The organism is Aromatoleum toluvorans (assembly GCF_012910905.1).
Taxonomy (GTDB): domain Bacteria; phylum Pseudomonadota; class Gammaproteobacteria; order Burkholderiales; family Rhodocyclaceae; genus Aromatoleum; species Aromatoleum toluvorans.
Window position 1 is genome coordinate 1 of record NZ_WTVN01000006.1, and the last position, 25,610, is coordinate 25,610.

At 69.8% G+C, this 25,610-nt stretch carries 30 protein-coding genes; 13 read left to right on the forward strand and 17 right to left on the reverse strand.

Features of this window, described 5'->3' with window-relative positions:
• The 7 genes from GPA22_RS05590 to GPA22_RS05620 form a co-directional block, all read left to right on the forward strand.
• Window positions 1-1,162: nitroreductase family protein (locus tag GPA22_RS05590; protein ID WP_169255116.1), on the forward strand; the 1,162-nt coding region annotated here is incomplete at its 5' end.
• 158 nt (window positions 1,163-1,320) lie between these two features.
• A complete protein-coding gene (locus GPA22_RS05595) occupies window positions 1,321-1,839 on the forward strand; it encodes a DUF1269 domain-containing protein (RefSeq protein WP_211168954.1) in 519 nt (172 codons plus the stop codon).
• Window positions 1,840-1,884: 45 nt separating this feature from the next.
• The gene (locus GPA22_RS05600; RefSeq protein ID WP_169255117.1) at window positions 1,885-2,685 is read left to right on the forward strand and encodes a cytochrome c oxidase subunit II; all 801 of its coding nucleotides are present in this window, start codon (window positions 1,885-1,887) and stop codon (window positions 2,683-2,685) included.
• Window positions 2,682-4,445, forward strand: coding sequence for a cytochrome c oxidase subunit I (gene ctaD / locus GPA22_RS05605; protein WP_169255118.1), 1,764 nt, complete (start codon window positions 2,682-2,684; stop codon window positions 4,443-4,445). The genes GPA22_RS05600 and ctaD overlap by 4 nt, the downstream gene beginning before the upstream one ends.
• Complete coding sequence (locus GPA22_RS05610) at window positions 4,442-5,122, forward strand: cytochrome c oxidase subunit 3 (protein WP_169255119.1); 681 nt, start codon at window positions 4,442-4,444, stop codon at window positions 5,120-5,122. The genes ctaD and GPA22_RS05610 overlap by 4 nt, the downstream gene beginning before the upstream one ends.
• A 15-nt stretch (window positions 5,123-5,137) precedes the next feature.
• The gene (locus GPA22_RS05615; RefSeq protein WP_169255120.1) at window positions 5,138-5,821 is read left to right on the forward strand and encodes a heme-copper oxidase subunit III family protein; all 684 of its coding nucleotides are present in this window, start codon (window positions 5,138-5,140) and stop codon (window positions 5,819-5,821) included.
• Window positions 5,822-5,835: 14 nt separating this feature from the next.
• Window positions 5,836-6,153: a cytochrome C oxidase subunit IV family protein gene (locus tag GPA22_RS05620; RefSeq protein WP_169255121.1), complete on the forward strand. Its 318-nt coding sequence runs from the start codon at window positions 5,836-5,838 to the stop codon at window positions 6,151-6,153.
• A 10-nt stretch (window positions 6,154-6,163) separates the two neighbouring features.
• Here the strand turns inward: GPA22_RS05620 and GPA22_RS05625 are convergent, their stop codons facing one another.
• From GPA22_RS05625 to GPA22_RS05645, 5 genes are all read right to left on the reverse strand, one after another.
• Window positions 6,164-6,631 (reverse strand): ferritin-like domain-containing protein, encoded by a 468-nt coding sequence (locus tag GPA22_RS05625; RefSeq protein ID WP_169255122.1) that lies wholly within the window; start codon window positions 6,629-6,631, stop codon window positions 6,164-6,166.
• Between the two features lie 101 nt (window positions 6,632-6,732).
• Entirely contained in the window at window positions 6,733-7,170 is a 438-nt protein-coding gene (locus tag GPA22_RS05630) for a universal stress protein (RefSeq protein ID WP_169255123.1), read from the reverse strand.
• Between the two features lie 22 nt (window positions 7,171-7,192).
• Complete coding sequence (locus tag GPA22_RS05635; protein ID WP_169255124.1) at window positions 7,193-7,939, reverse strand: YjbE family putative metal transport protein; 747 nt, start codon at window positions 7,937-7,939, stop codon at window positions 7,193-7,195.
• Window positions 7,940-8,077: 138 nt separating this feature from the next.
• The gene (locus GPA22_RS05640) at window positions 8,078-8,386 is read right to left on the reverse strand and encodes a hypothetical protein (protein ID WP_169255125.1); all 309 of its coding nucleotides are present in this window, start codon (window positions 8,384-8,386) and stop codon (window positions 8,078-8,080) included.
• A gap of 3 nt (window positions 8,387-8,389) precedes the next feature.
• The gene (locus GPA22_RS05645; protein WP_169255126.1) at window positions 8,390-8,995 is read right to left on the reverse strand and encodes a cytochrome c oxidase subunit 3 family protein; all 606 of its coding nucleotides are present in this window, start codon (window positions 8,993-8,995) and stop codon (window positions 8,390-8,392) included.
• A gap of 241 nt (window positions 8,996-9,236) precedes the next feature.
• On the opposite strand from GPA22_RS05645, the gene ccoG reads away from it, so the two are divergent.
• Window positions 9,237-10,616, forward strand: coding sequence for a cytochrome c oxidase accessory protein CcoG (gene ccoG / locus GPA22_RS05650; protein WP_169255127.1), 1,380 nt, complete (start codon window positions 9,237-9,239; stop codon window positions 10,614-10,616).
• A 73-nt stretch (window positions 10,617-10,689) separates the two neighbouring features.
• Window positions 10,690-10,995, forward strand: a complete 306-nt coding sequence (locus tag GPA22_RS05655; RefSeq protein WP_169255128.1) for a DnaJ family domain-containing protein — start codon at window positions 10,690-10,692, stop codon at window positions 10,993-10,995.
• Window positions 10,996-11,075: 80 nt separating this feature from the next.
• On the opposite strand, the gene GPA22_RS05660 is transcribed toward GPA22_RS05655, so the two are convergent.
• A complete protein-coding gene (locus tag GPA22_RS05660) occupies window positions 11,076-12,020 on the reverse strand; it encodes a LysR substrate-binding domain-containing protein (RefSeq protein ID WP_169255129.1) in 945 nt (314 codons plus the stop codon).
• Window positions 12,021-12,195: 175 nt separating this feature from the next.
• Between GPA22_RS05660 and GPA22_RS05665 the strand changes: the two genes are divergently transcribed.
• The 4 genes from GPA22_RS05665 to GPA22_RS05680 all read left to right on the forward strand — a co-directional run bounded on the left by GPA22_RS05665 (window position 12,196) and on the right by GPA22_RS05680 (window position 15,233).
• The gene (locus GPA22_RS05665) at window positions 12,196-13,047 is read left to right on the forward strand and encodes a transporter substrate-binding domain-containing protein (RefSeq protein WP_169255130.1); all 852 of its coding nucleotides are present in this window, start codon (window positions 12,196-12,198) and stop codon (window positions 13,045-13,047) included.
• 64 nt (window positions 13,048-13,111) lie between these two features.
• Window positions 13,112-13,762 (forward strand): amino acid ABC transporter permease, encoded by a 651-nt coding sequence (locus GPA22_RS05670; RefSeq protein WP_169255131.1) that lies wholly within the window; start codon window positions 13,112-13,114, stop codon window positions 13,760-13,762.
• A gap of 12 nt (window positions 13,763-13,774) precedes the next feature.
• On the forward strand, window positions 13,775-14,440 hold the full coding sequence (locus GPA22_RS05675; RefSeq protein WP_169255132.1) for an amino acid ABC transporter permease: 666 nt from the start codon (window positions 13,775-13,777) through the stop codon (window positions 14,438-14,440).
• A 10-nt stretch (window positions 14,441-14,450) separates the two neighbouring features.
• Window positions 14,451-15,233, forward strand: a complete 783-nt coding sequence (locus tag GPA22_RS05680; protein ID WP_169255133.1) for an amino acid ABC transporter ATP-binding protein — start codon at window positions 14,451-14,453, stop codon at window positions 15,231-15,233.
• Between the two features lie 117 nt (window positions 15,234-15,350).
• Here the strand turns inward: GPA22_RS05680 and GPA22_RS05685 are convergent, their stop codons facing one another.
• From GPA22_RS05685 to GPA22_RS05735, 11 genes are all read right to left on the reverse strand, one after another.
• A complete protein-coding gene (locus GPA22_RS05685) occupies window positions 15,351-16,148 on the reverse strand; it encodes an ABC transporter permease (protein ID WP_169255134.1) in 798 nt (265 codons plus the stop codon).
• Between the two features lie 13 nt (window positions 16,149-16,161).
• Window positions 16,162-17,145: an ATP-binding cassette domain-containing protein gene (locus GPA22_RS05690; RefSeq protein ID WP_343035959.1), complete on the reverse strand. Its 984-nt coding sequence runs from the start codon at window positions 17,143-17,145 to the stop codon at window positions 16,162-16,164.
• Window positions 17,146-17,149: 4 nt separating this feature from the next.
• On the reverse strand, window positions 17,150-17,761 hold the full coding sequence (locus GPA22_RS05695; RefSeq protein WP_169255135.1) for a glutathione S-transferase: 612 nt from the start codon (window positions 17,759-17,761) through the stop codon (window positions 17,150-17,152).
• Between the two features lie 25 nt (window positions 17,762-17,786).
• Complete coding sequence (locus tag GPA22_RS05700; protein WP_169255136.1) at window positions 17,787-18,434, reverse strand: alpha/beta hydrolase; 648 nt, start codon at window positions 18,432-18,434, stop codon at window positions 17,787-17,789.
• Window positions 18,431-18,751, reverse strand: coding sequence for a (2Fe-2S) ferredoxin domain-containing protein (locus GPA22_RS05705; RefSeq protein ID WP_169255137.1), 321 nt, complete (start codon window positions 18,749-18,751; stop codon window positions 18,431-18,433). The genes GPA22_RS05700 and GPA22_RS05705 overlap by 4 nt, the downstream gene beginning before the upstream one ends.
• Window positions 18,752-18,824: 73 nt before the next feature.
• Window positions 18,825-19,904: a VanZ family protein gene (locus tag GPA22_RS05710; RefSeq protein ID WP_169255138.1), complete on the reverse strand. Its 1,080-nt coding sequence runs from the start codon at window positions 19,902-19,904 to the stop codon at window positions 18,825-18,827.
• A gap of 96 nt (window positions 19,905-20,000) precedes the next feature.
• The gene (locus tag GPA22_RS05715) at window positions 20,001-21,002 is read right to left on the reverse strand and encodes a DUF4438 domain-containing protein (RefSeq protein WP_169255139.1); all 1,002 of its coding nucleotides are present in this window, start codon (window positions 21,000-21,002) and stop codon (window positions 20,001-20,003) included.
• Window positions 21,003-21,019: 17 nt separating this feature from the next.
• The gene (locus GPA22_RS05720) at window positions 21,020-21,841 is read right to left on the reverse strand and encodes a hypothetical protein (protein WP_169255140.1); all 822 of its coding nucleotides are present in this window, start codon (window positions 21,839-21,841) and stop codon (window positions 21,020-21,022) included.
• 24 nt (window positions 21,842-21,865) lie between these two features.
• Window positions 21,866-22,957 (reverse strand): hypothetical protein, encoded by a 1,092-nt coding sequence (locus GPA22_RS05725; RefSeq protein ID WP_169130312.1) that lies wholly within the window; start codon window positions 22,955-22,957, stop codon window positions 21,866-21,868.
• Window positions 22,958-22,984: 27 nt separating this feature from the next.
• Entirely contained in the window at window positions 22,985-23,599 is a 615-nt protein-coding gene (locus tag GPA22_RS05730; RefSeq protein ID WP_169255141.1) for a hypothetical protein, read from the reverse strand.
• Window positions 23,600-23,632: 33 nt separating this feature from the next.
• Complete coding sequence (locus GPA22_RS05735; RefSeq protein ID WP_169255142.1) at window positions 23,633-25,600, reverse strand: hypothetical protein; 1,968 nt, start codon at window positions 25,598-25,600, stop codon at window positions 23,633-23,635.
• Between the last annotated feature and the right edge of the window lie 10 nt (window positions 25,601-25,610).

Below are 25,610 nucleotides of genomic sequence, written 5' to 3' on the forward strand. Positions count from 1 at the left end.
GGGACGGCGCGATCAGGTAGCCCTCGGCGGGGAGGCGGTGCTGGTCGCGCTGAGCTCGATCCACTGGCGCGAGGCGTGGAAGTACGGCATGCGCGCGTGGCGCTACTGCCAGCACGACTGTGGCCATGCGGTGGCCGCGCTGTCGCTTGCCGCTGCGGCGCTCGGCTGGTCTGCGCGCGTGCTCGACCGCGTCGGCGACGACGCCATCGCCCGCCTGGCCGGACTCGACCGCAAGGGTGATTTCGGCACCGCCGAGCGCGAGGCGCCCGAGGTGCTGATGTGGATCGGGGGCGCGCAGGGGGAAGTCGATGTCGATGAACTCGTCGCGCTGGCGGCGGCCGCTTCGTGGCACGGGCGGGCCAACCGCCTGAGCGCCGGGCATGTCGACTGGCCCGACATCGGCGTCGTCGATGCGGCGGCACGCAAGCCGCGCACCGCGGCCGCGCCGGCAGCGGCACGCCCGGCCCTGCCCCTGCCCGCGGCCGCTGCAAACGATCCGCCCTTCGCGACGCTCGCGCGCCGGCGCCGCAGCGCGGTGGCCTTCGACGGCGTCACGACGATGGGCCGCGCCGCGTTCTTCGCGCTGCTCGATGCGCTGCTGCCGCGTGCGCACGTTCCACCGTGGTCGGCGTGGCCGTGGCCGCCGCAGGTGCATCCGGCATTCTTCGTGCATCGCGTGGACGGGCTGGAGCCGGGGCTGTACGTGCTCGTGCGCGACCCCGCGGCCCTCGCCGAGCTGCGCGCCGCGCTGCGCGCAGACTGGCTGTGGCACAAGACCGGCCCCGCGCACGTGCCGCTCTACCTGCTGATTCCCTACGACCTGCGTGCGGCGGCGCAGCTGGTGAGCTGCCACCAGGAGATCGCCGCCGATTCGTGCTTCGCGCTCGGCATGCTGGCGCACACGGGGCTCGTCGCGCGCGAGCCGTGGCGCTATGCGCAGCTCTATCGCGAGTGCGGCCTGATCGGCCAGGTGCTCTATCTCGAAGCGGAAGCGGCGGGCCTGCGCGGCACCGGCATCGGTTGCTTCTTCGACGACGCGATGCACGAACTGCTGGGCCTCACGGGCGATGCGTGGCAGAGCCTGTACCACTTCACCGTCGGCGGGCCGATCGAGGATGCGCGCCTGAGTTCGCTGCCGCCGTACGCCGGACGCGGTGGCTGAAACGGTCCCGCTCGCGCGCTGCCGTTGTCGGCGGCGCCGAAAACTCGCGCCGGACGCGATGGTCATAGCCACATGGAGGCCGGTGCGGCGGGGGCGGTGCGGATTCGATGGCGGCCGCGGCGTGGCGCGTCGCAGGCGACCCGGGCAAGGAGGTCGTCATGAGAGGCTTGAGGAGGCTGTATTTCCTGCTACCCGATGTCGGAATCGTGCGCAGGATCGTCGATGAGCTGCTGCTCGCCCATATCCCCTACGAACACATCCATGTGCTGGCGCGCGCCGAGACGCCGCTCGAGGAGCTCCCCGAGGCCGGCGTCGCGCAGCGCACCGACCTCGTGCCGGCGATCGAACGCGGGCTGGCCGTCGGCGGCACGGTGGGCGTGCTCGCCGGGCTGGCAGCGCTGGTGTTTCCGCCGGCCGGCATGGTCGCGGCGGGGGGGGCCATCCTGTTCGGCGCCCTCGGCGGGGCGGGCTTCGGCGCCTGGGTGTCGGCGATGATCGGGGTCGGCATGCCCAACTCGCATCTCGCGCGCTTCGAGGCCGCGATCGGGCAGGGCATGCTGCTGATGATGGTCGATGTGCCGAAGGACCGCGTCGAGGAGTTCGAGGACATGATCCGGCAGCATCATCCCGAGGCCGACATCGAGGGCACGGAACCGACCATTCCGGCGTTTCCATAAGACAAAGACAACGCCCGCGGGCGGGCAGCGACCGGAGGACGGTCCATGGCAATGGTAATCGCGCTGGTGGTGATCGTCGTCGCGTCGGTGGTGTTCCACTTTGCCAGCCCGTGGTGGTTCACGCCGCTGGCGTCGAACTGGGAGCAGCTCGACGACACGATCCTGATCACGCTGGTGATCACCGGCGCGGTGTTCGTGGCGGTGAACCTGTTCGTCGCGGTGGCGATCCTGCGCTTCCGCCATCGCGAGGGGCATCGTGCTGCCTTCGAGCCGGAGAATCGGCGCCTCGAAGGGCGGCTGACGCTGCTGACGACGGTCGGCATCGTCGCGATGCTCGCGCCGGGCCTGTACGTGTATTCGGAGATGATCGGCCCGCCGGCCGACGCGACCGGGGTCGAGGTGCTGGGCCAGCAGTGGCAGTGGCGCTTCCGCTTTCCCGGTGCCGATGGCCGCCTGGGGCGCACCGACACGCGTTTCGTCGCCCTGGACAATCCCTTCGGCGTGAATCCGGACGATCCCGCCGGGCGTGACGACGTGCTCGTCGACAGCCCCGAGCTGCACCTGCCGCTCGGCCGCCCGGTGCTGTTGCTGCTGCGCTCGCGCGACGTGCTGCACGATTTCTTCGTGCCGCAGTTCCGCGCCAAGATGGACCTGGTGCCGGGCCTGGTGTCGCGCTTCTGGTTCACGCCGACGCGCGCCGGCCGCTTCGAGGTCCTGTGCGCCGAGCTGTGCGGGCTCGCGCACTACAACATGCGCGGCCTTGTCGTCGTCGAGGACGAGGCCGCGTTCCGCACCTGGCTTGCCGCCCAGCCGACCTTCGTCGCGGCGGGAGGGGAGGGGCGATGAGCGAGCACGATGCGCACGGCGAACCGCGCAGCTTCTGGACGAAATACGTGTGGAGCCAGGACCACAAGGTCATCGCGATCCAGTACAGCCTCACCGCGATCGCCGTCGGGCTGGTCGCACTCGTGCTGTCGAACCTGATGCGCCTGCAGCTGGGCTTTCCCGGCGCCTTTCCCTTCATCGATCCGGCGCGCTATTACCAGTTCGTGACGATGCACGGGATGATCATGGTGATCTACCTGCTCACCGCGCTCTTCCTCGGCGGCTTCGGCAACTACCTGATCCCGCTGATGGTCGGCGCGCGCGACATGGTCTTCCCCTACCTCAACATGCTGTCGTTCTGGATGTACCTGCTCGCGGTGCTGGTGCTGATGGCCGGCTTCTTCGTGCCCGGCGGGCCGACCGGCGCGGGCTGGACGCTGTACCCGCCGCAGGCGATCCTCCCCGGTACGCCCGGCACCGAATGGGGCATCGTGCTGATGCTGGTGTCGCTGCTGATCTTCATCGTCGCGGCGACGATGGGCGGCCTCAACTACGTCACCACCGTGCTGCAGGCGCGCACCCGCGGCATGACGCTGCTGCGCCTGCCGCTCACGGTGTGGGGCATCTTCGTCGCGTCCATCCTCGCGCTGTTCGCGTTTCCCGCGCTGTTCGTGAGCGGCGTGATGATGCTGTTCGACAAGCTGCTCGGCACCAGCTTCTTCATGCCGGCGATCGTGTCGATGGGGCAGCCGCTCAAGCACGCCGGCGGCAGCCCGGTGCTGTTCCAGCATCTGTTCTGGTTCTTCGGCCACCCCGAGGTGTACATCGTCGCGCTGCCCGCCTTCGGCATCATCTCGGACCTGATCAGCACCCATGCGAGGAAGAACATCTTCGGCTACCGCATGATGGTGTGGGCGATCGTCGCGATCGGCGGGCTCTCGTTCGTCGTGTGGGCGCACCACATGTACGTCTCGGGCATGAATCCGTACTTCGGCTACTTCTTCGCGACGACCACGCTGGTCATCGCGGTGCCGACCGCGATCAAGGTGTACAACTGGGTGCTGACGCTGTGGCGTGGCGACATCCACCTGCGCGTGCCGATGCTGTTCGCGATCGGCTTCATCAGCACCTTCGCGATCGGCGGGCTGACGGGGCTCTTCCTCGGCAACGTCAGCGTCGACATCCCGCTGTCGGACACCTATTTCGTCGTCGCCCACTTCCACATGGTGATGGGCGTGTCGCCGGTCCTCGCGATCTTCGGCGGCATCTATCACTGGTACCCGAAGCTGACCGGGCGCCTGCTCGACGAGCGCCTCGGCAAGCTGCACTTCTGGGTGACCTTCCTCGGCACCTACGCGATCTACATGCCGATGCACTACCTCGGCTTCCTCGGCATGCCGCGGCGCTATTACGCGTACGAGGGCTACGAATTCATCCCCGCGTCGGCGCAGGACCTCAACGCCTTCATCACCGTCGCGGCGCTGGTGGTCGGCGTCACGCAGCTCGTGTTCCTGTTCAACCTCGCGTGGAGCCTGCGCCACGGCCGGCCGGCGGGGCCGAACCCGTGGGGCGCGACGACGCTTGAGTGGCAGACGCCGGACACGCCGCCGCGGCACGGCAACTGGGGCGAGACGCTGCCCGAGGTGCATCGCTGGGCCTACGACTACAGCGTGCCCGGCGCCGCGCGCGACTTCATCCCGCAGAACGTGCCGCAGTCGGCGGCGCCCGCGGGCGACGACGCGCCGCCCGCCGATCGGCACGCAGGGGAGGGCCACGCATGAGCGCGCGCTCGGGCATCCTCGCCGCCCTCGCGACGAAACCGTGGCTGCCGCAGCCGCTGCCGCCCGTGGCGGCGCCGCGCCTGCCGGCCGCGACGGTGGGGCTGCGCGTGCTGCTGGGCGTGATCGGCGTGCTGTTCGGCCTGTTCGCGATCGCGCTGCTGGTGCGCGCGCGCCTGCCGGACTGGCAGCCGCTCGCGGGCACGCCGACGAGCCCGCTCGCGGGGCTGGGGCCGCTGTGGACGAACACGGCGCTGCTTGCGGCGAGCAGCCTGGCCTTGCAGGCGGCGAGCGGCGCGGCGCGGCGCGGCCGGCTTGCGGCGACGCGCTTCGGGCTGGTGCTGGCGGGCGCCGCCGCGCTCGCCTTCCTCGCCGGGCAGGGGTGGGTGTGGTGGCTCTTCATCGCCACGGGCCATTTCGTCGCGAGTCATCCGGCAGCGAGCTTCTTCTACCTGCTCACCGGCGTGCACGGCCTGCATCTCGCCGGCGGCCTGGTCGCGCTGGGGCGCAGCGTCGCGCGGGCGTGGCGCGAGCGGTCGTGCGTGCGCGTGCACGCCGGGGTGGCGCGTTGTGCGCTGTACTGGCATTTCCTGTTCGCCGTGTGGCTCGTGCTCTTCGCGCTGCTCGCCAGCCCGCCCGCGACGCTTGCCGCGCTGGCCGACATCTGCGGCATCCGCTGAGGGAGGAGGTGCACCATGACCACGATCGCACCCCCCGCTGCCGGCACCGCCGCGAGCGGCTGGCGCGGCCTCGTCGCCGACTGGTCCGGCGACCGCCTGGCCTTCGCGGTGCCGTGGGGCAAGGCGATGATGTGGATCTTCCTGATCTCCGACACCTTCATCTTCGGCTGCTTCCTCACCGGCTACATGACGGTGCGCATCGCGACCACCGCCGCCTGGCCGAACCCGTCCGAGGTCTTCGCGCTCACCATCGGCGGCGCGAGCGTGCCGCTGATCCTGATCGCGATCATGACCTTCATCCTCATCACCAGCAGCGGCACGATGGCGATGGCGGTGAACTGCGCCTACCGCCGCGACCGGGTGCGCTGCGCGGCGCTGATGCTGGCGACCGCGCTGCTCGGCGCGAGCTTCGTCGGCATGCAGGCCTTCGAATGGAGCAAGCTGATCGCCGAGGGCGTGCGCCCGTGGAGCAACCCGATGGGGGCCGCGCAGTTCGGCGCGAGCTTCTTCATGATCACCGGCTTCCACGGCCTGCACGTGAGCGTCGGCGTGATCTACCTCCTGACCATCGCCGCGCGCGTGCTCGGCGGACGCTACGAGGCGCGCGGCGACTACACCATCGTCGAGATCGCGGGCCTGTACTGGCACTTCGTCGACCTCGTGTGGGTGTTCATCTTCGCGCTGTTCTACCTGTGGTAGGGGAGGGCACGGCCATGGACCATGCGTCCGGACAGCAGCATCCGATCGGCGTCTACCTGAAGGTGTGGGCCCTGCTCTTCGTGCTGAGCACGATGTCCTACCTGGTCGACTACTTCCACCTCCAGGGCCTGCTGCGCTGGAGCCTGATCGTCGTCTTCATGCTGATGAAGGCGAGCCTGATCGTGGCCGTGTTCATGCACCTGCGCTGGGAGCGGCTGGCGCTGGTGTATGCGATCCTGGTGCCGCCGCTGTGCGTGCTGGTGCTCGTCGCCCTGATGGTGCTCGAGGGCGACTACATCTTCCTCACGCGCGGCGCGTTCTTCGGCGGCTAGGCGCTAGGCGCTAGGCCGGCGGCGTCGGCGAGAAGGCCGTGAGGTCGCCCGGCTTGCGCAGCATCTTGTCGACTTCGGCGAGATGCAGCTCCTCGGCCTGCACCATCTGGCGCGCATATTCCTCGAGCGCGACCGAGCGATCCGCGACCAGCGCGAGCAGCTCGTGATAGAGCTTCAGCGCGGCGCGCTCCGCGTCGAGCGATTCGCGCAGCATCGCGCCGATGTCGTGCTGGTGCGAGTCGAGCAGCGCGCCGATCGCGAGCGAGGGGTGGGCGCCCAGCGTGGTGATCCATTCGCCGGCCGCGCGCGCGTGCTGCAGCGATTCGTCGGCTTGCGTGTTGAGCCACGACACGATCGGAATGCGTCCGAAGCCGAACACGAGGAAGGAGTAATGCGTGTAGCGCACGACCCCGGCGAGTTCCGCTTCGAGGATCCGGTTCAGTGCCGCAACGACCGCTTCCTTGTCGAGTTCCGCCATGATGTCCCCTCCTAGGTCCGCCGCCGTGCGGTCACGGCGCCGCTACCCCACTCTAGACCACCGCGATGGCGGCCGCAGGAAGCGGGTGAGGGGCGGGCAGATCAGCCCGGCGGCAGCGGCTTCACGAGGGTCACCGGGACCGGCGAACGCTCCAGCACGCCTTTGGCGACGGAGCCGAGCAGCGCCTGCAGCAGCGCGCCGCGGCCGTGCGTGCCCATGACGATCTGGTCGAAGCGGTGCTCGGTGGCGTAGCGGACGATGGTGTCGGCGATGTGGCCGACCGCGATGTGATGGCTGTACGGCATGCCGGCCGTGTCGAGCGCCGCGCGCGCGGTCGCCAGCGCGGCGAGCCCTTCCTCGCGGTACCAGGTTTCGAGGTTGTCGCGGCTGACGAAGCTGCGCGCGTGCCCGTCGACGGGGATCTGCACGTTGAGCAGGTGGAGCTCGAGCGCGCCGCTCGCCGCGCGCAGCTTCATCAGGTGGTCGAGCACGCGGTTGGCGTTCTCCGAGCCGTCGAGGGGGATGAGCACCTTGAGCATCACGATCTCCTTGTCCGCCCGGTCAGTGGCGCCGGGAATGGCTGTCGCCGGTGTCTTCGACCGCGAGCTCGACGAGCGGCGCCTGCGCCCCCGCCTTGCGTTGCGCGAGCCACGTGCCGAGCGCGACGACGAGCACCGCGCCCGCGACCGAGGTCGCGTAGTGCAGCCAGCCGGGCAGGTGCTCGACATACGGCTTCACCACCACGTCACCCACCAGCATGCCACCGGCAATCCAGCCGAGCAACGCCGCGCCCAGCGTGATGACGACCGGGAAGCGGTCCATGAGCTTGAGCACGAACTTGCTGCCCCACACGATGATCGGGATGCTGACGACGATGCCGAACACCACCAGCGCGAGGTCGCCCTTGGCCGCGCCGGCGACCGCGATCACGTTGTCGAGGCTCATCACCGCGTCGGCGACGACGATGGTCTTGATCGCCCCGAGCAGATGCGTCGCGCCCTCGATGTTGCCGTGGCCGTCCTCGTCCTCCGGCTGCAGCAGCTTCACGCCGATCCACAAGAGCAGCAGCGCGCCGACGACCTTCAGGAAGGGCAGCGCGAGGAGCTGCAGCGCGAAGAAGATCAGCACGATGCGCAGCGCGATCGCGCCGACCACGCCCCACGCGATGCCCTTGTTGCGCTGGTGCTCGGGCAGCTTGCGGCACGCGAGCGCGATCACCACGGCGTTGTCGCCGCCGAGCAGGATGTCGATCGCGATGATCTGCAGCACCGACACCCAGAAGGCGGCGGTCGTCAGGGTTTCGAGCACTGCTCGTTCTCCTTGTCAGGCACGGACGTGCCGAAGGCCGCCATTGTCGCCAAGAACGGCGCTTCGGGACAGGGGCGGGCCGCGGGAACGCGCCGGCGATGCTGCCGGCGTTCGCGATTCCGGGGCCTCGTGGGCGGCCTACAGCGTCGCCCAGCGCGCGAACTCGCGGCCGAAAAAGGCGATCAGCACCAGCGCGAGCGGCGCAAAGGCGACGAAGACCTTCAGCACGCGGCGGATGAAGGCGTGCGCGAGCTCCGCCTCGATGAAGCGCTGCGCGACCAGCATGCCCTTCGCCCACACGATGGCCGCGACCACCACCGGCAGCCAGGCCGCGCCGTGGAACCATTGACCGAGGCCGAGGCTCGCGAGTGTCAGCGCCACCAGGATCAGCCAGGCCGCGGTCAGCGGGGCCAGCGCGGTGGCGGGTTTCCGTTCGGTCGGGCTCATCGTTTACGCCAGCACGTAGAAGAAGGGGAAGAGGACCAGCCAGATGATGTCGGTGGCGTGCCAGTAGCTCGCCAGCGCCTCGAGGCCGCTGTGTTCCTCGGCCGTGTAGGCGCCGGCGACATGGCGTGCGAGCACCCACAGGATGCCGAGGATGCCCCAGGTCGCATGCACCAGGTGGTTGAAGGTCAGGTAGTAATAAACGGTGAAGAAGATGCCCGCTTCGCCGTCGATGCCGTGCGCGAGGTTCCAGCGGATCTCGAGGACCTTCGCGACCGGGTAGCCCAGCGCCACGACCAGTCCGGCGACCAGCCACCACAGCGAGCGCCGGCGCTGGCCGGCACGCATCGTCACGACCGAGGCGGCGATGAAGAAGCTGCTCGTCACCATCAGCAGCGTGATGACGGTGCCGGCGATGCGCGACAGGCGTTCCGAACCATGCTCGAAGGCCTCGGGAAAGTGTGCGCGGGAGACGAAATAGACGATGAAGAGCACCGCGAACTCGACGAATTCGCAGGTGATGCCCACCCAGATGCCGCTGTTGCCGGGGACCCGCCCCGTCGGCGCAGCGTCCTGGCGCGGCGGGGGAGCGGGAATCGCGATCGTTGTCATGGCTGTGCGCCCATTGTGCAATGCATTCATTGTTGCCCGATCCGGTCGTCGATCACAGACACAGCCGATCGGGTTTGTGATCGGCACAGTTAGGCTCGAATATCGGGGATGGAGTGAAATCTGTTCCGGTCGGAAATGTGAGTTTCTGAAACTGTTCCGGCTGATCGCATGATGATGTACTCGCCTCCGGCGTCGACCCGGGAAATTTTCCCCCGGGATCAGCATCCGGAGGAAGGCAGGAATGGGCAGATCCGTCAGCAAGGTGCGCGAAGCAAAGCTGGAGCTTTACCGCAAGAAGGGGAAAATCCACGCGCGCGCCGTCGCGGGCCGCTTCAACACGCTGCGCTGGGCGCTGGTGTGGCTCACGCAGGTCGTCTTCTACGGCGGCTGCTGGCTCACGTGGGAGGGCAACGGCGCCCTGCGCCAGGCCGTCCTGTTCGACATCGGGCGCGAGAAGTTCCACTTCTTCGGTCTCGTGCTGTGGCCGCAGGACGCGCTGCTGCTCGCGCTGGCGCTGATCCTCGCGGCGACTGCGCTGTTTCTCGTCACGGCCCTCGCAGGGCGCCTCTTCTGCGGCTTCGCCTGTCCGCAGACGGTGTATACGACGATCTTCACGTGGGTCGAGGCGAAGGTCGAGGGCGATCACCTCGCGCGCCTGGAGCTCGACCGCAGCCCCATGAGCGCGCGCAAGCTCCTGCGCAAGGGCGTCAAGCACGGCCTGTGGCTGCTGATCGCGGCGTGGACGGCGATCACCTTCGTCGGCTACTTCACGCCGATCCGCGAGCTGCTGCCGGCGCTTGCCGCCGGCGACACCGGTCCGTGGGAGAGTTTCTGGCTGATCTTCTACGCCCTCTTCACCTACGTCCAGGCCGGTTTCGCACGTGAGGCGATGTGCCAGCACATGTGCCCGTACTCGCGCTTCCAGGGCGTGATGTTCGACCGCAACACCGCCACCGTCAGCTACGACCTGCGGCGTGGCGAGCCGCGGCGCGCGCGCGGCAAGGCCGGGGGCGGCGGAGACTGCGTCGATTGCGGCATCTGCGTGGAGGTCTGCCCCACCGGCGTCGACATCCGCGAAGGCCTGCAGCTCGGCTGCATCAACTGCGGGCTGTGCATCGACGCCTGTGACGCAGTGATGACACGGGTCGGCACGCCGACCGGCCTGATCCGCTTCGCGTCGGAGCGGGAGCTCGCCGGCACGGCGCCGGGCCGGCGGCCGCGTCTCGCGGTGTATGGGGGGCTGCTGCTGGCGGTCGCCGCGCTCGGTGCTTGGGTGCTGAGCCAGCGGTCGCTGCTGCAGGTCGACGTGCTGCGCGACCGCGGTGCGCTGCTACGTGAAACGTCTGCCGGACGGATCGAGAACGCCTACACGCTGAAGCTGAAGAACCTCGACGATGCGCCGCGCGAATTCGTCGTCGAGGCGAGCGGCGTGCCCGGCCTCGAGGTGGTCGGGGAGCGCAGCTTCGAGGTCGCGGCGGGCAGCGTGCGCCCCGTATCGCTGACCCTGTCCGCGCCCGGCGACACGTCGTTTTCCGGCGTGCGTCCGATCACCTTCCACATCGCGGCCGGGGACGAAGCGGCGCGCAGCGTGCAGGAGCCGAGCAGCTTCATCCTGCCGTGAGGCGTGGCGCGCTTCGGCTATCATCCGAGGGAGCGCCGCCCTCGTGCGGCGGTGCGACCACCGCGCGATCGCCATGTCCTCGATCTTCGACATCCTTGCCGAGCAGCGCATCGCCGACGCCCTCAAGCGCGGCGAGTTCGAGCACCTGCCGGGTGCAGGGCGGCCGCTCGTGTTCGACGACGAGCTCTTCCAGTCGCCCGAGCAGCGCATGGCCAACCGCATCCTGAAGAACGCCGGCTTCGTGCCGCAGGAAGTGCTGCTGCGGCGCGAGATCGCGAGCCTGCGCCACCAGCTCACGGAGGCCGATGGGGAGCGCCGCGAAGACGCGCGCCGGCGGCTTCGACTGCTGATCGCGACGCTGGAGAGTCTGCGGCGCTGAGGCCTGCATTCTCTCCCCGTTATTAACCGCAGCGCACGTCATCCGCTGCGCCTGCAGAACTGACGGGCGCAGGGCTGCCGTCAGCGAACGTTGCCCGCAGCGAGCACGGCCTCACGGGCGGCGACATGTTCGGCCGCCTCGCGCTGCAGCCATTCGATCAGGGCCGCGACGCGCGGCCGCGCGGCGTTTTGGCGGGGGCACACGACATAGACCGTGCCTTCCGCCATCACGTCGGCAAACGGACGAACGAGCAGGCCGCGCTCGATTTCCTCGGCAACCAGGGAGTGCCGCGCCAGCGCCACTCCCTGGCCGGCGCAGGCGGCCTGGATCACCATGTCGGCGCGGGAAAACGCCGCGCCCGCGCGCGTCGGAATGTCGGAACGCCCCAGCCGGGCGAAAAAGCCGTCCCAGCTGGTGCTGTAATCGGCCTGCGGCATCGAATCGTGCAGCAGCCGGGGGGCGACCAGGTCCGCATAGTCGCCGAGGGGCTGGCGCGCGAGCAGCGCGGGGCTCGCCACCGGGTAGCTGACGTCGTCGAACAGCGGCAGCTGCATCAGCCGTGCGTCATCGCTCCATTCGCAGCTCACCGCGACGTCCACGGCCTCGACGCGGAAGTCGGTCCGGCTGATGCTGGCGTCGATGTCGAGCTGGATCTGCGGGTGCGCGGCGTCGAAGCGCGCCAGGCGCGGCATCAGCCAGCGTGTCGCAAATGAGGGCATGGCACGCACCTTGATGGTGCCTTCGAGCGCCTCGTCCCCGATCGCGCCGACCGTCGCCAGCAGCTGCTCGAAGGCCGCGCTCACCCCGGAGAACAGCCTGTCGCCCTCGACGGTCATGCGCAGGCCGCGCGGCAGGCGCTCGAACAGGCGGTAGCCCAGGCGGGCTTCGAGCGCGAGGATCTTCTGGCTGACCGCGCTCTGGGTCAGGCACAGCTCGCGTGCAGCGCGGGTAAAGCTGCCGTGGCGGGCGGCGGCTTCGAAATAGCGCAGCGATTCCAGCGGGGGCAGGCGACGGGTGGCGATCATGGCAATCGGGCGGCAGGAAGCTCTGCCTGGATCTAGCAAGCGATGTGCCGGCATTAATCCTGCTAATCGGTGTGAATTAGGAATGGCCGTTTGTGCCGTGCACCAACCCTGCGGCACGCTAGATCCCGCAAACGCCGCACCGAATTCCGCTACACACCGACAAGGGAGACCCGTCATGAAAACCATCCGTTCCGTGCTCAGCCGCCTGCTCGTCGGCGTGCTGCTGCCGTTCACCGCCGCAGCCGCAGCCCACGCCGACGTACTCGCCACTGTCCGGCAGAAGGGGGAAATCGTCGTGGCCACCGAAGCGCGCTACGCGCCGTTCGAGATGCTGCAGGACGGCAAGATCGTCGGCTACGGCAAGGACATCCTCGACGAGATCATGAAGGATGTGCCCGGGGTCAAGCTGAAGCAGATGGACGTGCCTTTCCAGGGCATCCTGCCCGGCCTGAGCAGCGGCAAGTTCGACTTCGTCGCCACGTCGCTGACCATCACCCAGGCGCGCGCGCGCAAGTACGCCTTCACGCTGCCGATCTCGACCGCGAGCGTCACGGTGCTCAAGCGCAAAGGCGATACGCGCATCCACAGCGCCGAGGATCTGGCCGGCATGGTCGTCGGCAGCCAGTCGGGGGCGCCGCAGATCGCCGTGGTGCGTGACTACGAGAAGGCGGTGCTCGCGCCCAAGGGCAAGAGCCTCAAGGAGGTCAAGGAATTCATGGACTACAACGAGGCCTATGCCGCGCTGGCCGCGAAGCGCGTCGATGCCGTCGTGCAGTCGCTCCCCAATCTCGCTCCGCTGGTCAAGGAACGGCCGGACGTGTTCGAGATCGTCCAGCCCGCCTTCGGACCCGCCACCTACTACGCCTGGGCCGCGCGCAACGACGCCGACAGCGCCACGCTGGTGCAGTTCTTCAGCGACGGGATCGCCAGGCTGAACAAGAGCGGCCGGCTGGCCGAGCTGCAGAAGAAATGGTTCGGCTTCACGATGGACCTGCCCGTCGATGCGGTTCCCGCCCCGCTCAACTGAGCAATCCGGGCGCTGAGCCCGGCATGTGCGAACCGGCCGCGCGCCGGTTCGCGCGGAGCCCGTCATGTTCGACTTTTCCGTGATCCTGCCGCACTGGCCGCAACTGCTGGCCGGCCTCGGGGTGTGTTTCGGCGTATCGATGGCCGCGATCGTGCTCGGCTTCGTGTTCGGCTGGGCGATCTGTCTCGGCAGCGTCGGTCCGCTGCGCGCCCTGTCGCTCGCCTGCCGGCTGTATGTCAGCTTCTTTCGCGGCACGCCGCTGCTGGTGCAGCTGACCCTGGTGTTCTACGCGCTGCCCGCGCTGGGCATCAGCCTGCCGCCGCTGCTGGCCGCGGTGGTCGCGCTGACCCTGAACACCTCGGCCTTCCAGGGCGAGATCCTGCGCGCCGGCTTCCGGCTGCTGCCGCGCGGGCAGATGGAGGCGGCGCGCGACCTGGGCCTGAGCCGCTGGCAGGTGCTGCGCCATATCCAGATGCCGCAGGTGTTCCGCAGCATGCTGCCGGCGCTGACCAACGAGACCATCGACATCATCAAGAACTCGGCGCTGGTGTCGGCCGTCGCGGTCACCGAGCTGATGCGCACCGCGCAGGTCCTGGCGTCGACGACCTACCGTCCGATCGAGTTCTTCGTCAGCGCCGGACTGCTCTATCTGCTGCTGACCCTGTTCGTGGCGCGCTGCGGCAGGTGGCTGGAAAGCCGCCTGCGCGCCGCCTGAGGAGGATTGCCGATGTTCGATTTTTCCCTGCTCACGTCCAATACGGATGCCCTGCTCGCCGGGCTATGGCTGACCGTGCGGCTGTGTGCCGGCGGCATCGCCCTCGGGCTGGCCGGCGGACTCGTGCTGCTGGCGTTGCGCCAGCTGCTCGGACCGCGGCTGCGCCCGCTCTACCAGGGCTATGTCGGCCTGTTCCGCGGCACACCCTTCCTGGTGCAGCTGTATCTGGTGTATTACGGCGGTCCGCATCTGGGGATCGACCTGAGTGCCGAGCAGGTCGGCCTGTTCGGCCTGGCCTGCTACGGCGCGGCCTATTTCGCCGAGATCTTCCGCACCGGTTTCGAAGCGGTGCCCCGCGGCCAGCTCGAGGCGGCGCGCGACCTCGGCCTGGACCGGCTGCAGACCCTGCGCTGGGTGGTGTGGCCGCAGGCCCTGTCGCGCTGCCTGCCGCCCCTGGTCGGTCAGACCGTGATCCTGGTCAAGGAATCGTCGGTGCTCTCGATCATCACCATCCCGGAGCTGACCACGGTGGCGATGCGCATCGCCACCGAGAGCTTCTCCGTGCTCGAACCCTATCTGGTGCTGGCGCTCGCCTACTGGGCGCTGACCCTGGGCGTCAGCCTCGTCGGCGCGCGCCTCGAGCACCGCTTCACCCGCCATCTCGTCCGCGCAGCATGAGGAATCCGCCATGAGCAGTCCGCTCGCCATCCAGCTCAGGAACGTCCGCAAGTCCTACGGCAGCCATGAGGTCATCAAGGGCATCAGCCTCGACGTCGCGCCGCGCGAGGTCGTCACGATCATCGGCGGCTCCGGGTCGGGCAAGTCGACCCTGCTGCGCTGCATGAACTTCCTCGAGGAATACGACAGCGGGGAAATCCTGATCGACAACCAGCTCATCGGCTATGGCATCCGCGTCACGGGCGACTACCACCGGCTGCCGGGCCGCATCGTCCGCGACAGCCTGCGCGACGTGTGCATGGTGTTCCAGCAGTTCAACCTGTGGCCGCACCTGCCGGTGATCGACAACGTCGCGCTGCCGCTGCGGCTGGTCAAGGACATCCCCGTGGCCGAAGCGCGCGAACGCGCGCGGGCGCAGCTCGAACATGTCGGCCTCGCGCACAAGGCCGATGCCTGGCCCGGCCAGCTGTCGGGCGGTCAGCAGCAGCGCGTGGCGATTGCACGCGCCCTGGCGATGCAGCCCAGGATCATGCTGTTCGACGAGCCGACCTCGGCGCTGGATCCCGAACTGGTCGGCGAAGTGCTCAACGTGATCCGCACCCTGTCCGACGAGGGCATGACGATGGTCATCGTCACCCACGAGATGGGATTCGCCGCCAAGGTGTCGGACAAGGTGGTGTTCCTCGCCGACGGGCTGATCGAGGAGCAGGGACCGCCCGAGCAGATCTTCGCCGCGCCGCAGAGCCCGCGCCTTCGGCAGTTCCTGAATACGTGGCGCGAACGGCAGAACTGAGTGGCGGCGGTTCGCCGGGTGCCGCCGTTCGCCCGGCAAGGCGCTGCGGGCACGCCCCCGTACGCCAATGGTTTCGACGCATCGAAGACCTGATCGGCGCTTTCCAGGGCGCTTTTCTTACCCCAGCAGGCGCCGCCGCGTGAGCCCCAGCGCGATCCAGAAGGCGCCCGTGCCGTAGGCCGCGAGCACCGCGAGGTGCAGCACGATGTCGTCGGGCAGCTTGCCCAGCAGCAGCGGGCGCGCGAGCTCGACCGCGTGCGCGAGCGGCAGCAGCGAGGCGGCGACCTGCACCGCGGCGGGGAGCTGTTCGGCGGGGAAGAACACGCCCGACAGCAGGGTCATCGGCGTGATGAAGAGGGTGAAGTAGTACATGAAGAAGTCGTAGCTCGGCGCGATCGCGGTCACCACCAGGCCGAGCGCGCCGAAGCTCAGGCCGATCAGGAAGATCAGCGGCAGCAGCCACAGGATGTAGCGGCTGTCGACGAGGCCGAACACGGCGATCACGACGAGGATCGCCACCCCCGACAGCAGCGCCTTCGACGCCCCCCACACCAGCTCCGCGAACACGATGTCATCGAGCTCCACGGGCGCGTTCAGGATCGCGTCCCAGGTCCGCTGCACGTGCATGCGCGAGAAGGACGAATACAGCACTTCGAAGGATGCGCTGTTCATCGTCGATGAGCACACCATGCCCGCGGCGAGGAAGCTGATGTAGGACACGCCGCCGATTTCGGGCACCAGCATGCCGATGCCGAAGCCGAGGCCGAAGAGGTAGATCATCGGGTCGGCGAGGTTGCCCAGCACCGAGGGCAGCGCGAGCTTGCGCCACACGAGGAAGTTGCGCTGCCACACCGGCACGAAGCGGCGCGACAGGCGGGGGATGCGGAAGATCAGGGCAAGCGGTGTCGCGTTCATCGGTCGGGACTCCTCAGTCGCGCAGGTCGCGCCCGGTGAGCTTGAGGAACACGTCCTCGAGGTTCGCCGGCCGGCGCAGGTAGCGCAGCCCCGGCTGTTCGGCGAGGTGCGCCATCAGCGGCGCCGCGTCGTCGAGGTAGCAGAAGGCGGTCTCGCCGCTGACCTCGTAGCGCCGCGCGAAGGCGCCCGCGTGCGCCTCGGCCCACGCCTGTGCGCCGCTGACCGCGCCGTGGCTCTCGCGTCCGGCGCCGTTCCAGTCGCCATACACCTCGACCACCTGCGCCTCGATCTGCGCCGCGATCACGTCGCGTGGGCTGCCCTCGGTGAGGATGCGCCCGGCGTCGAGGATCGCCAGCCGGTCGGCGAGGCGCTCGGCCTCGTCCATGAAGTGCGTCGTCAGCAGCACCGTCGTGCCGTTGCGGATCAGCTGCTTGAGGCGTTCCCAGATCAGGTGGCGCGCCTGTGGGTCGAGGCCGGTCGTCGGCTCGTCGAGGATCAGCAGGTCGGGGCGGTTCACCAGCGCGCGCGCGAGCGTCAGGCGCCGCTTCATGCCGCCCGAGAGCGACTGGATGCGTGCGTCGCGCTTGCTTTCGAGGCCGGCGAAGGCGAGCAGTTCGGGGATGCGCGCCGTGATCGCGGCGTCGTCGAGGCCGAAGTAGCGGCCGTACACGAGCAGGTTCTCGGCGCAGGTGAAGTCGGGGTCGAGGTTGTCCTGCTGCGGCACGACGCCCACGCGCATGCGCGCCTCGCGTGCGCGCTCGGGCACCGGCAGGCCGGCGAGGAGGATCTCGCCGCCGGAGGGGCGCGTGAGGCCCAGCGCGCAACGCAGCGTCGTGGTCTTGCCGGCGCCGTTGGGACCCAGCAGCGTGAAGCATTCGCCCGCGTGCAGGCGGAGGTCGATGCCGGCGACGACCTCGTTATCGCCGTAGCGCTTGCGCAGGCCGCGGATCTCCAGCGGGCTCGCGAGGGCGTGCGGCGTGAGGCGTTCGCCCGTCACGGCCTCAGCCAACCGGCGGCTTGGTCGTGACGAAGCTCGGGCGCGCGAACATGCGCCGCGCCAGCCCCGCCAGCGAGGGATGCTCGCGCCGCCATTCGTGCTGCGGGAAGCGCAGGTCGAGGTAGCCCAGTGCGACAGCGACCGCGATGTCGCCCAGGCTCAGCGCGTTGCCGTACATCCAGTCGCGCCCGTTGGCGCGCGCCTCCAGCGCGTCGAGGGCGCGGTCGACCTTGTCGATCTGGCGGTCGATCTCGGGCTCGCTGCGCAGGCTGGCGGGGCGGCGCGATTCGAGCAGCGCGAGCACGGCGGCGTCGGTCACGCCGTCCGCGAGCGCCTCGATCTGGCGCACGCGCACGCGCTCGAGCTCGTCGGCCGGCAGCAGCTTCGGGTCGGCGTCGAGCGTCTCGAGATAGCCGGCGATCACCGGCGAATCGAAGAAGATCTCGCCCGCGTCGGTTTCCAGCGCGGGCACCTTGCCGAGCGGATTCACGCTCGGCACGCGCGTGTTGGCCTCCCAGGGCGAATCGACGACCAGTTCGTACGGCAGCGCCTTCTCCGCGAGGATGATGCGGATCTTGCGGGCGTAGGGGCTGGTGAGCGAGGCGAAGAGCTTCATGGCGATCTCCTTGTGAAGAGGCCGCTCAGAGCGGCGCCCAGTTGCGCGTGATGATGTCGCGGATGAGGGTGAGGCGGGCGTGGAAGAAGTGGTCCGCGCCGGGCACGACGACGACCGGCAGGTTCTGCGGCCGCGCCCAGTCGAGCACATTCGCGAGCGACACCGTTTCGTCCGCCTCGCCATGAATGATCAGCGTGTCCTTGGGTACCGGGCCGGTCGTGTAACTGCGTGCGCCGCTCACCTCGCCCGCCGCGGTGCCGACGAGCACGATGCGCTGCGCAGGCGTCATGCCGTCGGCGAGCCGTGCGGCGACGCGCGTCTGCACGTAGGCGCCGAAGGAGAAGCCGCCCAGCGCGAGCGGCAGCGTGCCCCAGCGCGACTGCATCCACGCGATCACCGAGAGCATGTCCTCGGTCTCGGCGTTGCCGTGGTCGTGCTCGCCTTCGCTCTTGCCGACGCCGCGGAAGTTCGGGCGCACGACCGCGTAGCCGAGCTCGCGCAGCGTGCGCGCGAGCGTGTGCACGATCTTGTTGGTGTTGGTGCCGCCGAAGAGCGGGTGCGGATGGCACACCAGCGCGATGCCGCGCACGGTGTCGGGGGTGTCGATCAGCGCCTCGATGGCGCCGTCGCGTCCGCGCAGCAGGACGCTTTCAGGAGCGTGCGGGCGGGTCATGGGTTATCGGAAAGGCGCAGGCGTTCGACGATGCGGCCATGCACGAGGTGCTCGTCGATGATCTCGTCGATGTCGTCCTTGTCGATGTAGGTGTACCAGACGTTGTCCGGGTACACGACCAGCACCGGGCCCTCGTCGCAGCGGTCGAGGCAGCCGGCCTTGTTGATGCGGATCTTGCCGCGGCCCTTGAGGCCCAGTGCGGCGATGCGGTCCTTGGCGTAGGTCTGCATCGCCGTTGCCTTGTGGTCGTTGCAACAGGTGTTGCCCGGTTCGCGCTGGTTGCAGCAGAAGAACACATGGTGCTTGAAATAACTCATCAGGTACTCCGGAAGGGGGCGGGCGCGGCGTCGGGCCGCTCCGCAATGCGTCCGATTATAGCCGCCGGGCCGCTCAACGCCTGGTCAGATGCTCGCCCCGCCACAGGCCCACCGCGGACAGGTAGGCGAGTGCGAGGAAAGGCCACAGGTTGGCGCTCAGTTCGGTGAGGCCGTGAAAGTTCAGGAAGTTGCCCTGGGCCACCATGCGCTGGCCGACCTCGACATAGGGATTCTGCGGCAGCAGGTTGGTGAGGCTGGTGGCCGCGAGCAGCGCGACGCCGGCGAAGGCGTGTTGCAGCACGCGCGCCAGCAGCAGCGCCACGCCGAGCACCAGCACGCCCAGCAGCAGCCCCTGCTGCGTGCCGGGCGTGAGCCACAGCAGGGCGTCGCCGGGGAGGTAGAACGAGGCCGTCGCGATCGACTTGGCGCCGACGCCCAGCAGCAGGAGCAGCACGACCGGCCACGGCGAGGGGCCGCGCATCATGCTGCGCGCGAACAGCCCGACGCTGACCACGGTGATCGCGACCTGCACCGTCTCGAGCAGGATGTAGCGTTCCGGCTCGAAGCGCAGCGGGGTGGGCAGGCCCAGCAGCTGGCGCAGATCGCCGCTGCCGAACAGCACGCGGTCGGGCGTGAACTGCGCGAGCAGCCACAGCCCGAGCAGGATCAGCCCGAAGTCGCCGATGTGCCCGGGGATGATGCGTGCCGTGCGCCAGCGCTGCAGCCAGCCGCGCTCGTCGAACATCGCATGGCCCCAGCGTGCGCCGACGAGTGCGCCGAGGAAGGCGCCGGCGGTGTTGCAGGCGAGATCGATGTTGGACGAAACGCGCGAGGGCAGGAAGTTCTGCGTCAGCTCCATGCTGAAGGACAGCAGCGCCGCGACCAGCGTCGCGAGCGCGATGCCCGCGATGCGGCCGATGCGCTGCGGCAGCGCCGGCACGAGGACGAAGCCGAAAGGCAGGAAGCCGAGCACGTTGAGCACGACGTCGGTGCTGCGCAAGTACTTCGGCCAGGGGGCGGTGAGGAAATCGAGCAGCGGGAGCCCCGTCGAACGCCAGCCGGTCAGCGGGTGCAGGCATGCGTAGACGATCAGCAGGCCGTAGGCGAAGGCGAGATTGCGCGGCAGGGATGACACGGCGCGCGCGGTGGTCATCGTCGGGTCGGGGCGGGAGTCGGAGCCCCGATTCTACCCCGAACACGTTTTCGGTCGGGCCCGCGGGGGCGCAGCGGGCGGGTTTGCGGGCTCCGCTCAGAACGCCAGCCGGGGCGGGGCCGCGCATACGACGCGGCGCCGCCGGCGATCGGCTTCGGCGAGGATGGGGCGTTCGCGCGGCGCCGCGGCCGGACGCACGCCGAAGATCTCGGCCAGGTTCGCGCGCGCATCGTGCACCGGGCGCAGCAGCGCGGCGGGGCCGGTGAGGAGCGGCGTGACGCCGGGGCCATGGCCGCTCACGGTGCTGTCGCCGTGCACGATCACGCCGATCGTGACGCGCCCGGCCCCGTACACGGGGCCGCGGCGGGTGTCGGAATCGGTGATCGCGACCAGGTCGCCGAAGCGCAGGCTGCCCAGGCGGTAGCGCGTGCGGGTCGCGCGGTCGGCCAGCTGGATGTCGTAATCGCCGCGCCAGGCGGTGTTCTTGCCGAGGCCCGAGCCCATGATGCGCGCCGGTATGAGATGCGTGACCGGCACCTGCAGGCGGCCGTCGCGCTCGACGAGGCCCCAGCGGCGCAGCAGGCGGGGGGCACAGTTGAGCGCTTCGATGCGCGGGTGGTCGGCGAGGCGCAGGCCCTGGCCGTGCGACACGATCTGCACGCGGTCGCCGATGCGCAGGCGCAGCAGCACGTCGGTGGGGAAGTCCACCAGCACGTGATTGATCCCGCCGTGCTTGCCGGTGACGAGGCCCGCCTTGCCGGTGCAGGGGCCGCTGACGATGCGCGCGAGGTTGCCGACGCACGCGTAGGTGATGAGGGCGTTGTTCGGCCCGTCGCGCGGCCCGACCACCTCGCGGCCGTTGTTGTGCAGGGCGACGCCCGGCTCGACGTGGTCCCCGGCGAGGCCCACGCAGGGGTCGCCGATGCGCTGGTTCAGCACGATGCCGCCGGTGCCGGGGAGGACGCGCGGCACGCCGTCGTGGCCGATGCGGTAGGCGGATGCGCGCCCGACCGGGTGGGCGATCCGGCCCTGCACCGCGACGGCGACGAGCTCGTCGGTGTTGAGGCGCGGCGTGGCGGCTGGCGCTCGGGTGTGCATGGGTTCCTCCCCTCGGGCTAGATGAGATACCACCAGGCGCGCGCGTCGCGCCAGGGATCGGCCGTGCCGTGTCCGCGTCCGCCAGGGAGGTCTTCGCCGTCGATCGCCCGAGGGACGTCCCCGCGGGGGTCCCCGGCCATCACGTGCACGACCGCGAGGGGCGGCAGGCGTTGCGCCAGGCTCGCGAGCCCCGCCGCGGCGAGGGCGTCGCGCAGCAGCGTACGTTCGGCCGCGAACAGCGAATCCGCCGGCAGGGGGTCGAGCAGGGTGGCGTGCAGGTCGAGGCGGCGCAGCGCGCGCACCGGCCAGGGGTCCTCGTCGCGCACGCGCGCGGTCAGCACCACGGCTGCGTCGAGGGCGGCGGACAGCGCCAGCGTGTCGGTGCTCGCCTGCAGCGGATCCCACATCAGCGGCCAGCCGTGCCGCAACTCGGCCTCGCCGTCGCGCGCGCGGCCGGCGAGGCTTTCGGCGAGGCTTTCATAGCGGTCGACCAGGCCGGCGTCGGCGTGATCCTTGAGCTGGGATTCGGCGAAGCGGTCGCCCACCCAGCGGAACGGCCACGAGCCGGCGTCGGTCTGGTCGCGCAGGGCGATCCAGGCCCGCAGCACGTCGTTGCGCGGCTGCAGCAGGCCGGGGGTGTCCGCGTCCGCCAGCTGCGGCATCAGCAGCTCGCTCGCATCGATCAGCTGCCAGAAGGCGCGCGTGAGCCACGGCTCGGTCACCGCGGTGAGCCGCAACGCGAGCTCCAGTCCGTACGCCGAGCCCAGCACCAGCGCGGGGTCGAGCACGCACGGGAGCTTGCGGCTGCGCACCGAGACGAGGAGGTCGTCGGCCAGCATCGCGCATCACTTCCGCGGCGCCGCTCAGGCGCTGACCGGCTGGGGCACGCCCAGCACGCTGTTCAGGGCCGGCGTCACGCCGGGGAAACCGCGGCCTTCCGGCGTCATGCGGTAGGCGGCGATCCACGCCTCGGCGTGGGCGCCCATCGGGCGGATCACGCTCTGGAACAGGATCGGGTCGATCGCGGTCTTGAAGTCGTTGTCGGCGACGAACTGCAGGATGCGCCGCCCGCTCTCGGCCATCTTGGCGCGCTGCGAGGGCTCGGCGACGCCGCCGAGGTGGCGGTTGGAGACGATCTCGACGACGTCCCACTTGGTGTTGGCGTCGAAGGCCTTCTTGATGTCCGGCGCGTCGAGGAGCTGCAGCACGGTCTTCAGGTAGTGGCCGGTCTCCATCGCCAGCGCGAAGATGTTGCCGTAGGTCGAGCGGTCGAGCGCGTAGCGCAGGTCCAGCCCGATGCGCTGCACGGTGGCGACGCTGCCGAAGGGGCGCTGCTCGATGAGCTGGCCGCCGCGGATGACTTCGCCGATCAGCAGGTCGCGGAAGTACTGGCCGACGGCGACCATGAAGCCGACGATCTGGCGATGGAAGTTGCGGTTCACCACCGCGCCCGCCGGCGCCTGCGCGGTGCCGTAGTTGAAGGCGCGGCGGTAGGCGATCATGCGGTCGTTGAGCGTGTAGCGCAGCGGCGTCCATTTCTGCAGCAGGTACAGGCCGCGCGCGCCGGGGCCGCGCTGGATGCGCATCTTGCCGAGGCGGAAGAGGCGCAGCAGCACGTCCATGACCTGGAAGATCTTCATGCGCTCGTGCTGGTAGATGTAGTACAGCTCGGCCGCCGCGTGCAGCTGGCTGGGCACGACCGCGTCGTCGAAATCCGGCTGGATGTACGGATAGGCGATCTGGTCGAACTCCGGCGCGCCGTCGTCGCCGAAGCCGATCAGGTCGAGGAAGCCGTCGCGCCCGCTGCCGTTGGCCGCGCCCTTGAGCAGTTCGCCGAAGCGCTGTTCGAACTGCTGTTCGAAGGGCTGGCGCTGCTCGGGCGGCAGGTTGGCCAGCTGGTCGCGCAGGAAGGTTTCCCAAAGGCGCTGGATGGTTTCGGTGGTCTGGAAGCTCATGGTTTCGCTCCTGGGGGCAGACGGGCGTCAGGCTTTTCCGTGGTCGTCCTGGAGATGCAGGGCGGCGATCTCCGCGCACAGCTGTTGCATTTCGCCCCAGCGCCGGCCGCGGTGGGCGGGCGTGGGGTCGTCGAATTTGCGCAGCGCGCGGTCGAAGCGCTGCGCGAGCGTCGGCGGCAGGATCTTCCGCGCGGTGTCGGCTGTGTCCGACGTGCGCAGCGCCTCGATCGCCACGTCATCCTTGAACTGCTTCGGCTTGCCGACGGTTTCGTCCGGCGTGGCGTCGAGTGCGAGGGCCTGCGCCTGGATCAGGATCCGCAGCACGGGCGCGAGGCGGGCATCGAGGTCCGGTGCCGGTGGCAGGGTCGGTGCGGATTTCAGGTCCCGGACGATCTGCGCCGCGGTGGCCGCCAGCCCGGCCTTGAGCTCGGTGAGCACGTCGGCCTGCGAGCGGTCGATGTGGGCGGGCATCGCCTCGACGTCCTCGCGGATTGCGGCGATGTCCTGCGCCACCGGCGTGATCGCGCCGGGCAGGGTGGTGACGACGGCGGCGCGGATGTCGGACAGCACCGTGACGCCGTTCAGCGCGCGCGACAGGGCGCGATCGACGCGCTCATGGAATTTTGGAACGTAGGCGAGCATGGCGTGACTCCTTGCAAACCCGGCGCGGGGCGGTTAGCGGCGCTTCTGCAGGGCTGCGACGCGGTTCGGGCGGCCGAGGCCGGTGCGCTCGACGCTGTCGACCAGCGTGTCGAGCGAGGTCTCCAGCGCCGGCGGCAGGTCGATCGGGGCCTCTTCGCGGCACGCTTCGCCGGCGACGGCTTCGGTGGCGGCGTCGACCACCTCGCGCAGCTGGCCGAGCGAGACGTCGATCGTTCCGCAGTTGGCGACCATCGAATGCACCAGGTTGCTCCAGCGCGTTTCCATCTCGCGCTGCAGGCACAGCTCCTGTTCGACCACGCCGACGTAGGCCCCGACCTCGGCGTCGCCCTCGACGACGACGCCGGCGTCCTGCAGGGCCGCTGCGCTGCGCACGATCGCGGCGTACAGGCGCGTCAGGGCGACGATGCCGGCCTTGCCCGTCGTGCCGGCGGGCAGGGCGGCCAGGCGGTCGCCGACGCCTTCGTCGTCCGGCAGGGAGGCGGCGGCGAGCGCGTCGAGGATGTCTTGCGCAAGGCCGCGGATGCGCCGCACCGCGACGCGCATGCCCTCGTCGCGTGCGATGTCGATTTGCGGGCGCAGCACGGTGTCGGCGAGTGTCTGCAGGCCCTCCACGACCGGCTGGTCGAGCGTGCCGCACGGGCGGTCCGCGCCGATCACGGCGTCGATCACGAAGCCGTAGGCCGAGGCGCGCCGCTCGGTCGCACCGAAGTCGGAGAAGCCGAGCGCGTACAGGTCGATCGCGCGGTCGAGGTCGTACAGCACCTTGTCGAGCAGCACCAGGCAGCTGCGGTTCGTGAGGCAGCAGCTGCCGGCGAGGCAGTCCAGCGTCTCGGCGAGGATGCCGCGGCGCGTGATCAGGTCGATGAGGCGGCGGTCGGCGTCGTCCATGCCGGTGTTGCCGTACAGGCCGTAGAACAGGATCGGCGGGCGGGCGATCTTCATCAGGCGGAAGCCGCCGGCGGAGTCGAAGGCCGACGCGAAGAGCTGCAGCGCTTCGAGGTAGGCATACAGCGCCGGCGACTCGGGGCTGATGCCGCGGCGCGCCACCTTGACCATGCGGCGGAAGCGCTCGAGCGCGAGCAGCGCCGTCGAGCCGACCGCGCGCAGCCCGTCCGCGGTGCTGTCGCCGCTGCGCTGCACGAGCTCGTCCATCGTGCGCGCAAGCTCCGTCTCCACCAGCAGCGAGCGCAGGTCGTTCTGGCCCTGGGCCTCCAGCAGCTCGGTGAGCTGGCGGTAGGCGTCGAGGCCACGCGGCCAGTCTTCGGGGCCGTAGGCCATCTGCGTGCTGCCGACCAGGTTGCGCAGCGCGTAGATCGCCGCGTCGCGCCGCGTCTGCAGCTCGCTGTAGGCCACCTGCGGCAGGTAGCGCCCGCCGCCGAAGCCGACGTTGGCGAGCGCCTCGCCCATGATCACGAGGAGCAGGTTGGCCGCCTCGTCGAGGCTCTGCGCGAACTTGCGGAAGTTCGCCACCAGCGCCGGCGTGTGCGCGCCGACCAGGCGGGCGAGGCGGGCGTAGTCGTTGAGCTGGCGGCGCATCGCCAGGCCCTTGTCGCGGTTGCGCGGGTCGAGCGCGAAGCGCGCGGCGTTGTAGCCTTCGGCCAGCGCCGTGCGGATCGCCTGCGCCCAGCCGTGCAGCTCGGGCTTCACGTCCTTGAGGATGGCGTCGGCCGTCAGGCTGCGCAGGTCGCTCTCGATGTCGTCGAGCGCCTGCTGCCATTCCGCGCCGCAGGCGGCGGACTGCGCCGGGACGGTCGCCACCGGCGCCACGGCCTGCAGGAAGGGCAGGCCGCGCGATTCCTGCGTGATCGCCTGGGCGCGCGGGTCGCCGCGGTAGCGCTCGAGCAGCGCCTGCGCCACCTGCTGCGGGTCGCTCGGATCGCCCACCTTGAGTTCGCGCCGGATCAGGTTGTCCAGCACCAGGCGATCCTGATTGGCCGTGAGGGCGGCCGGATTCGATGAGGAAGAGGCGTAGCTGGGCATGTTCGGATCC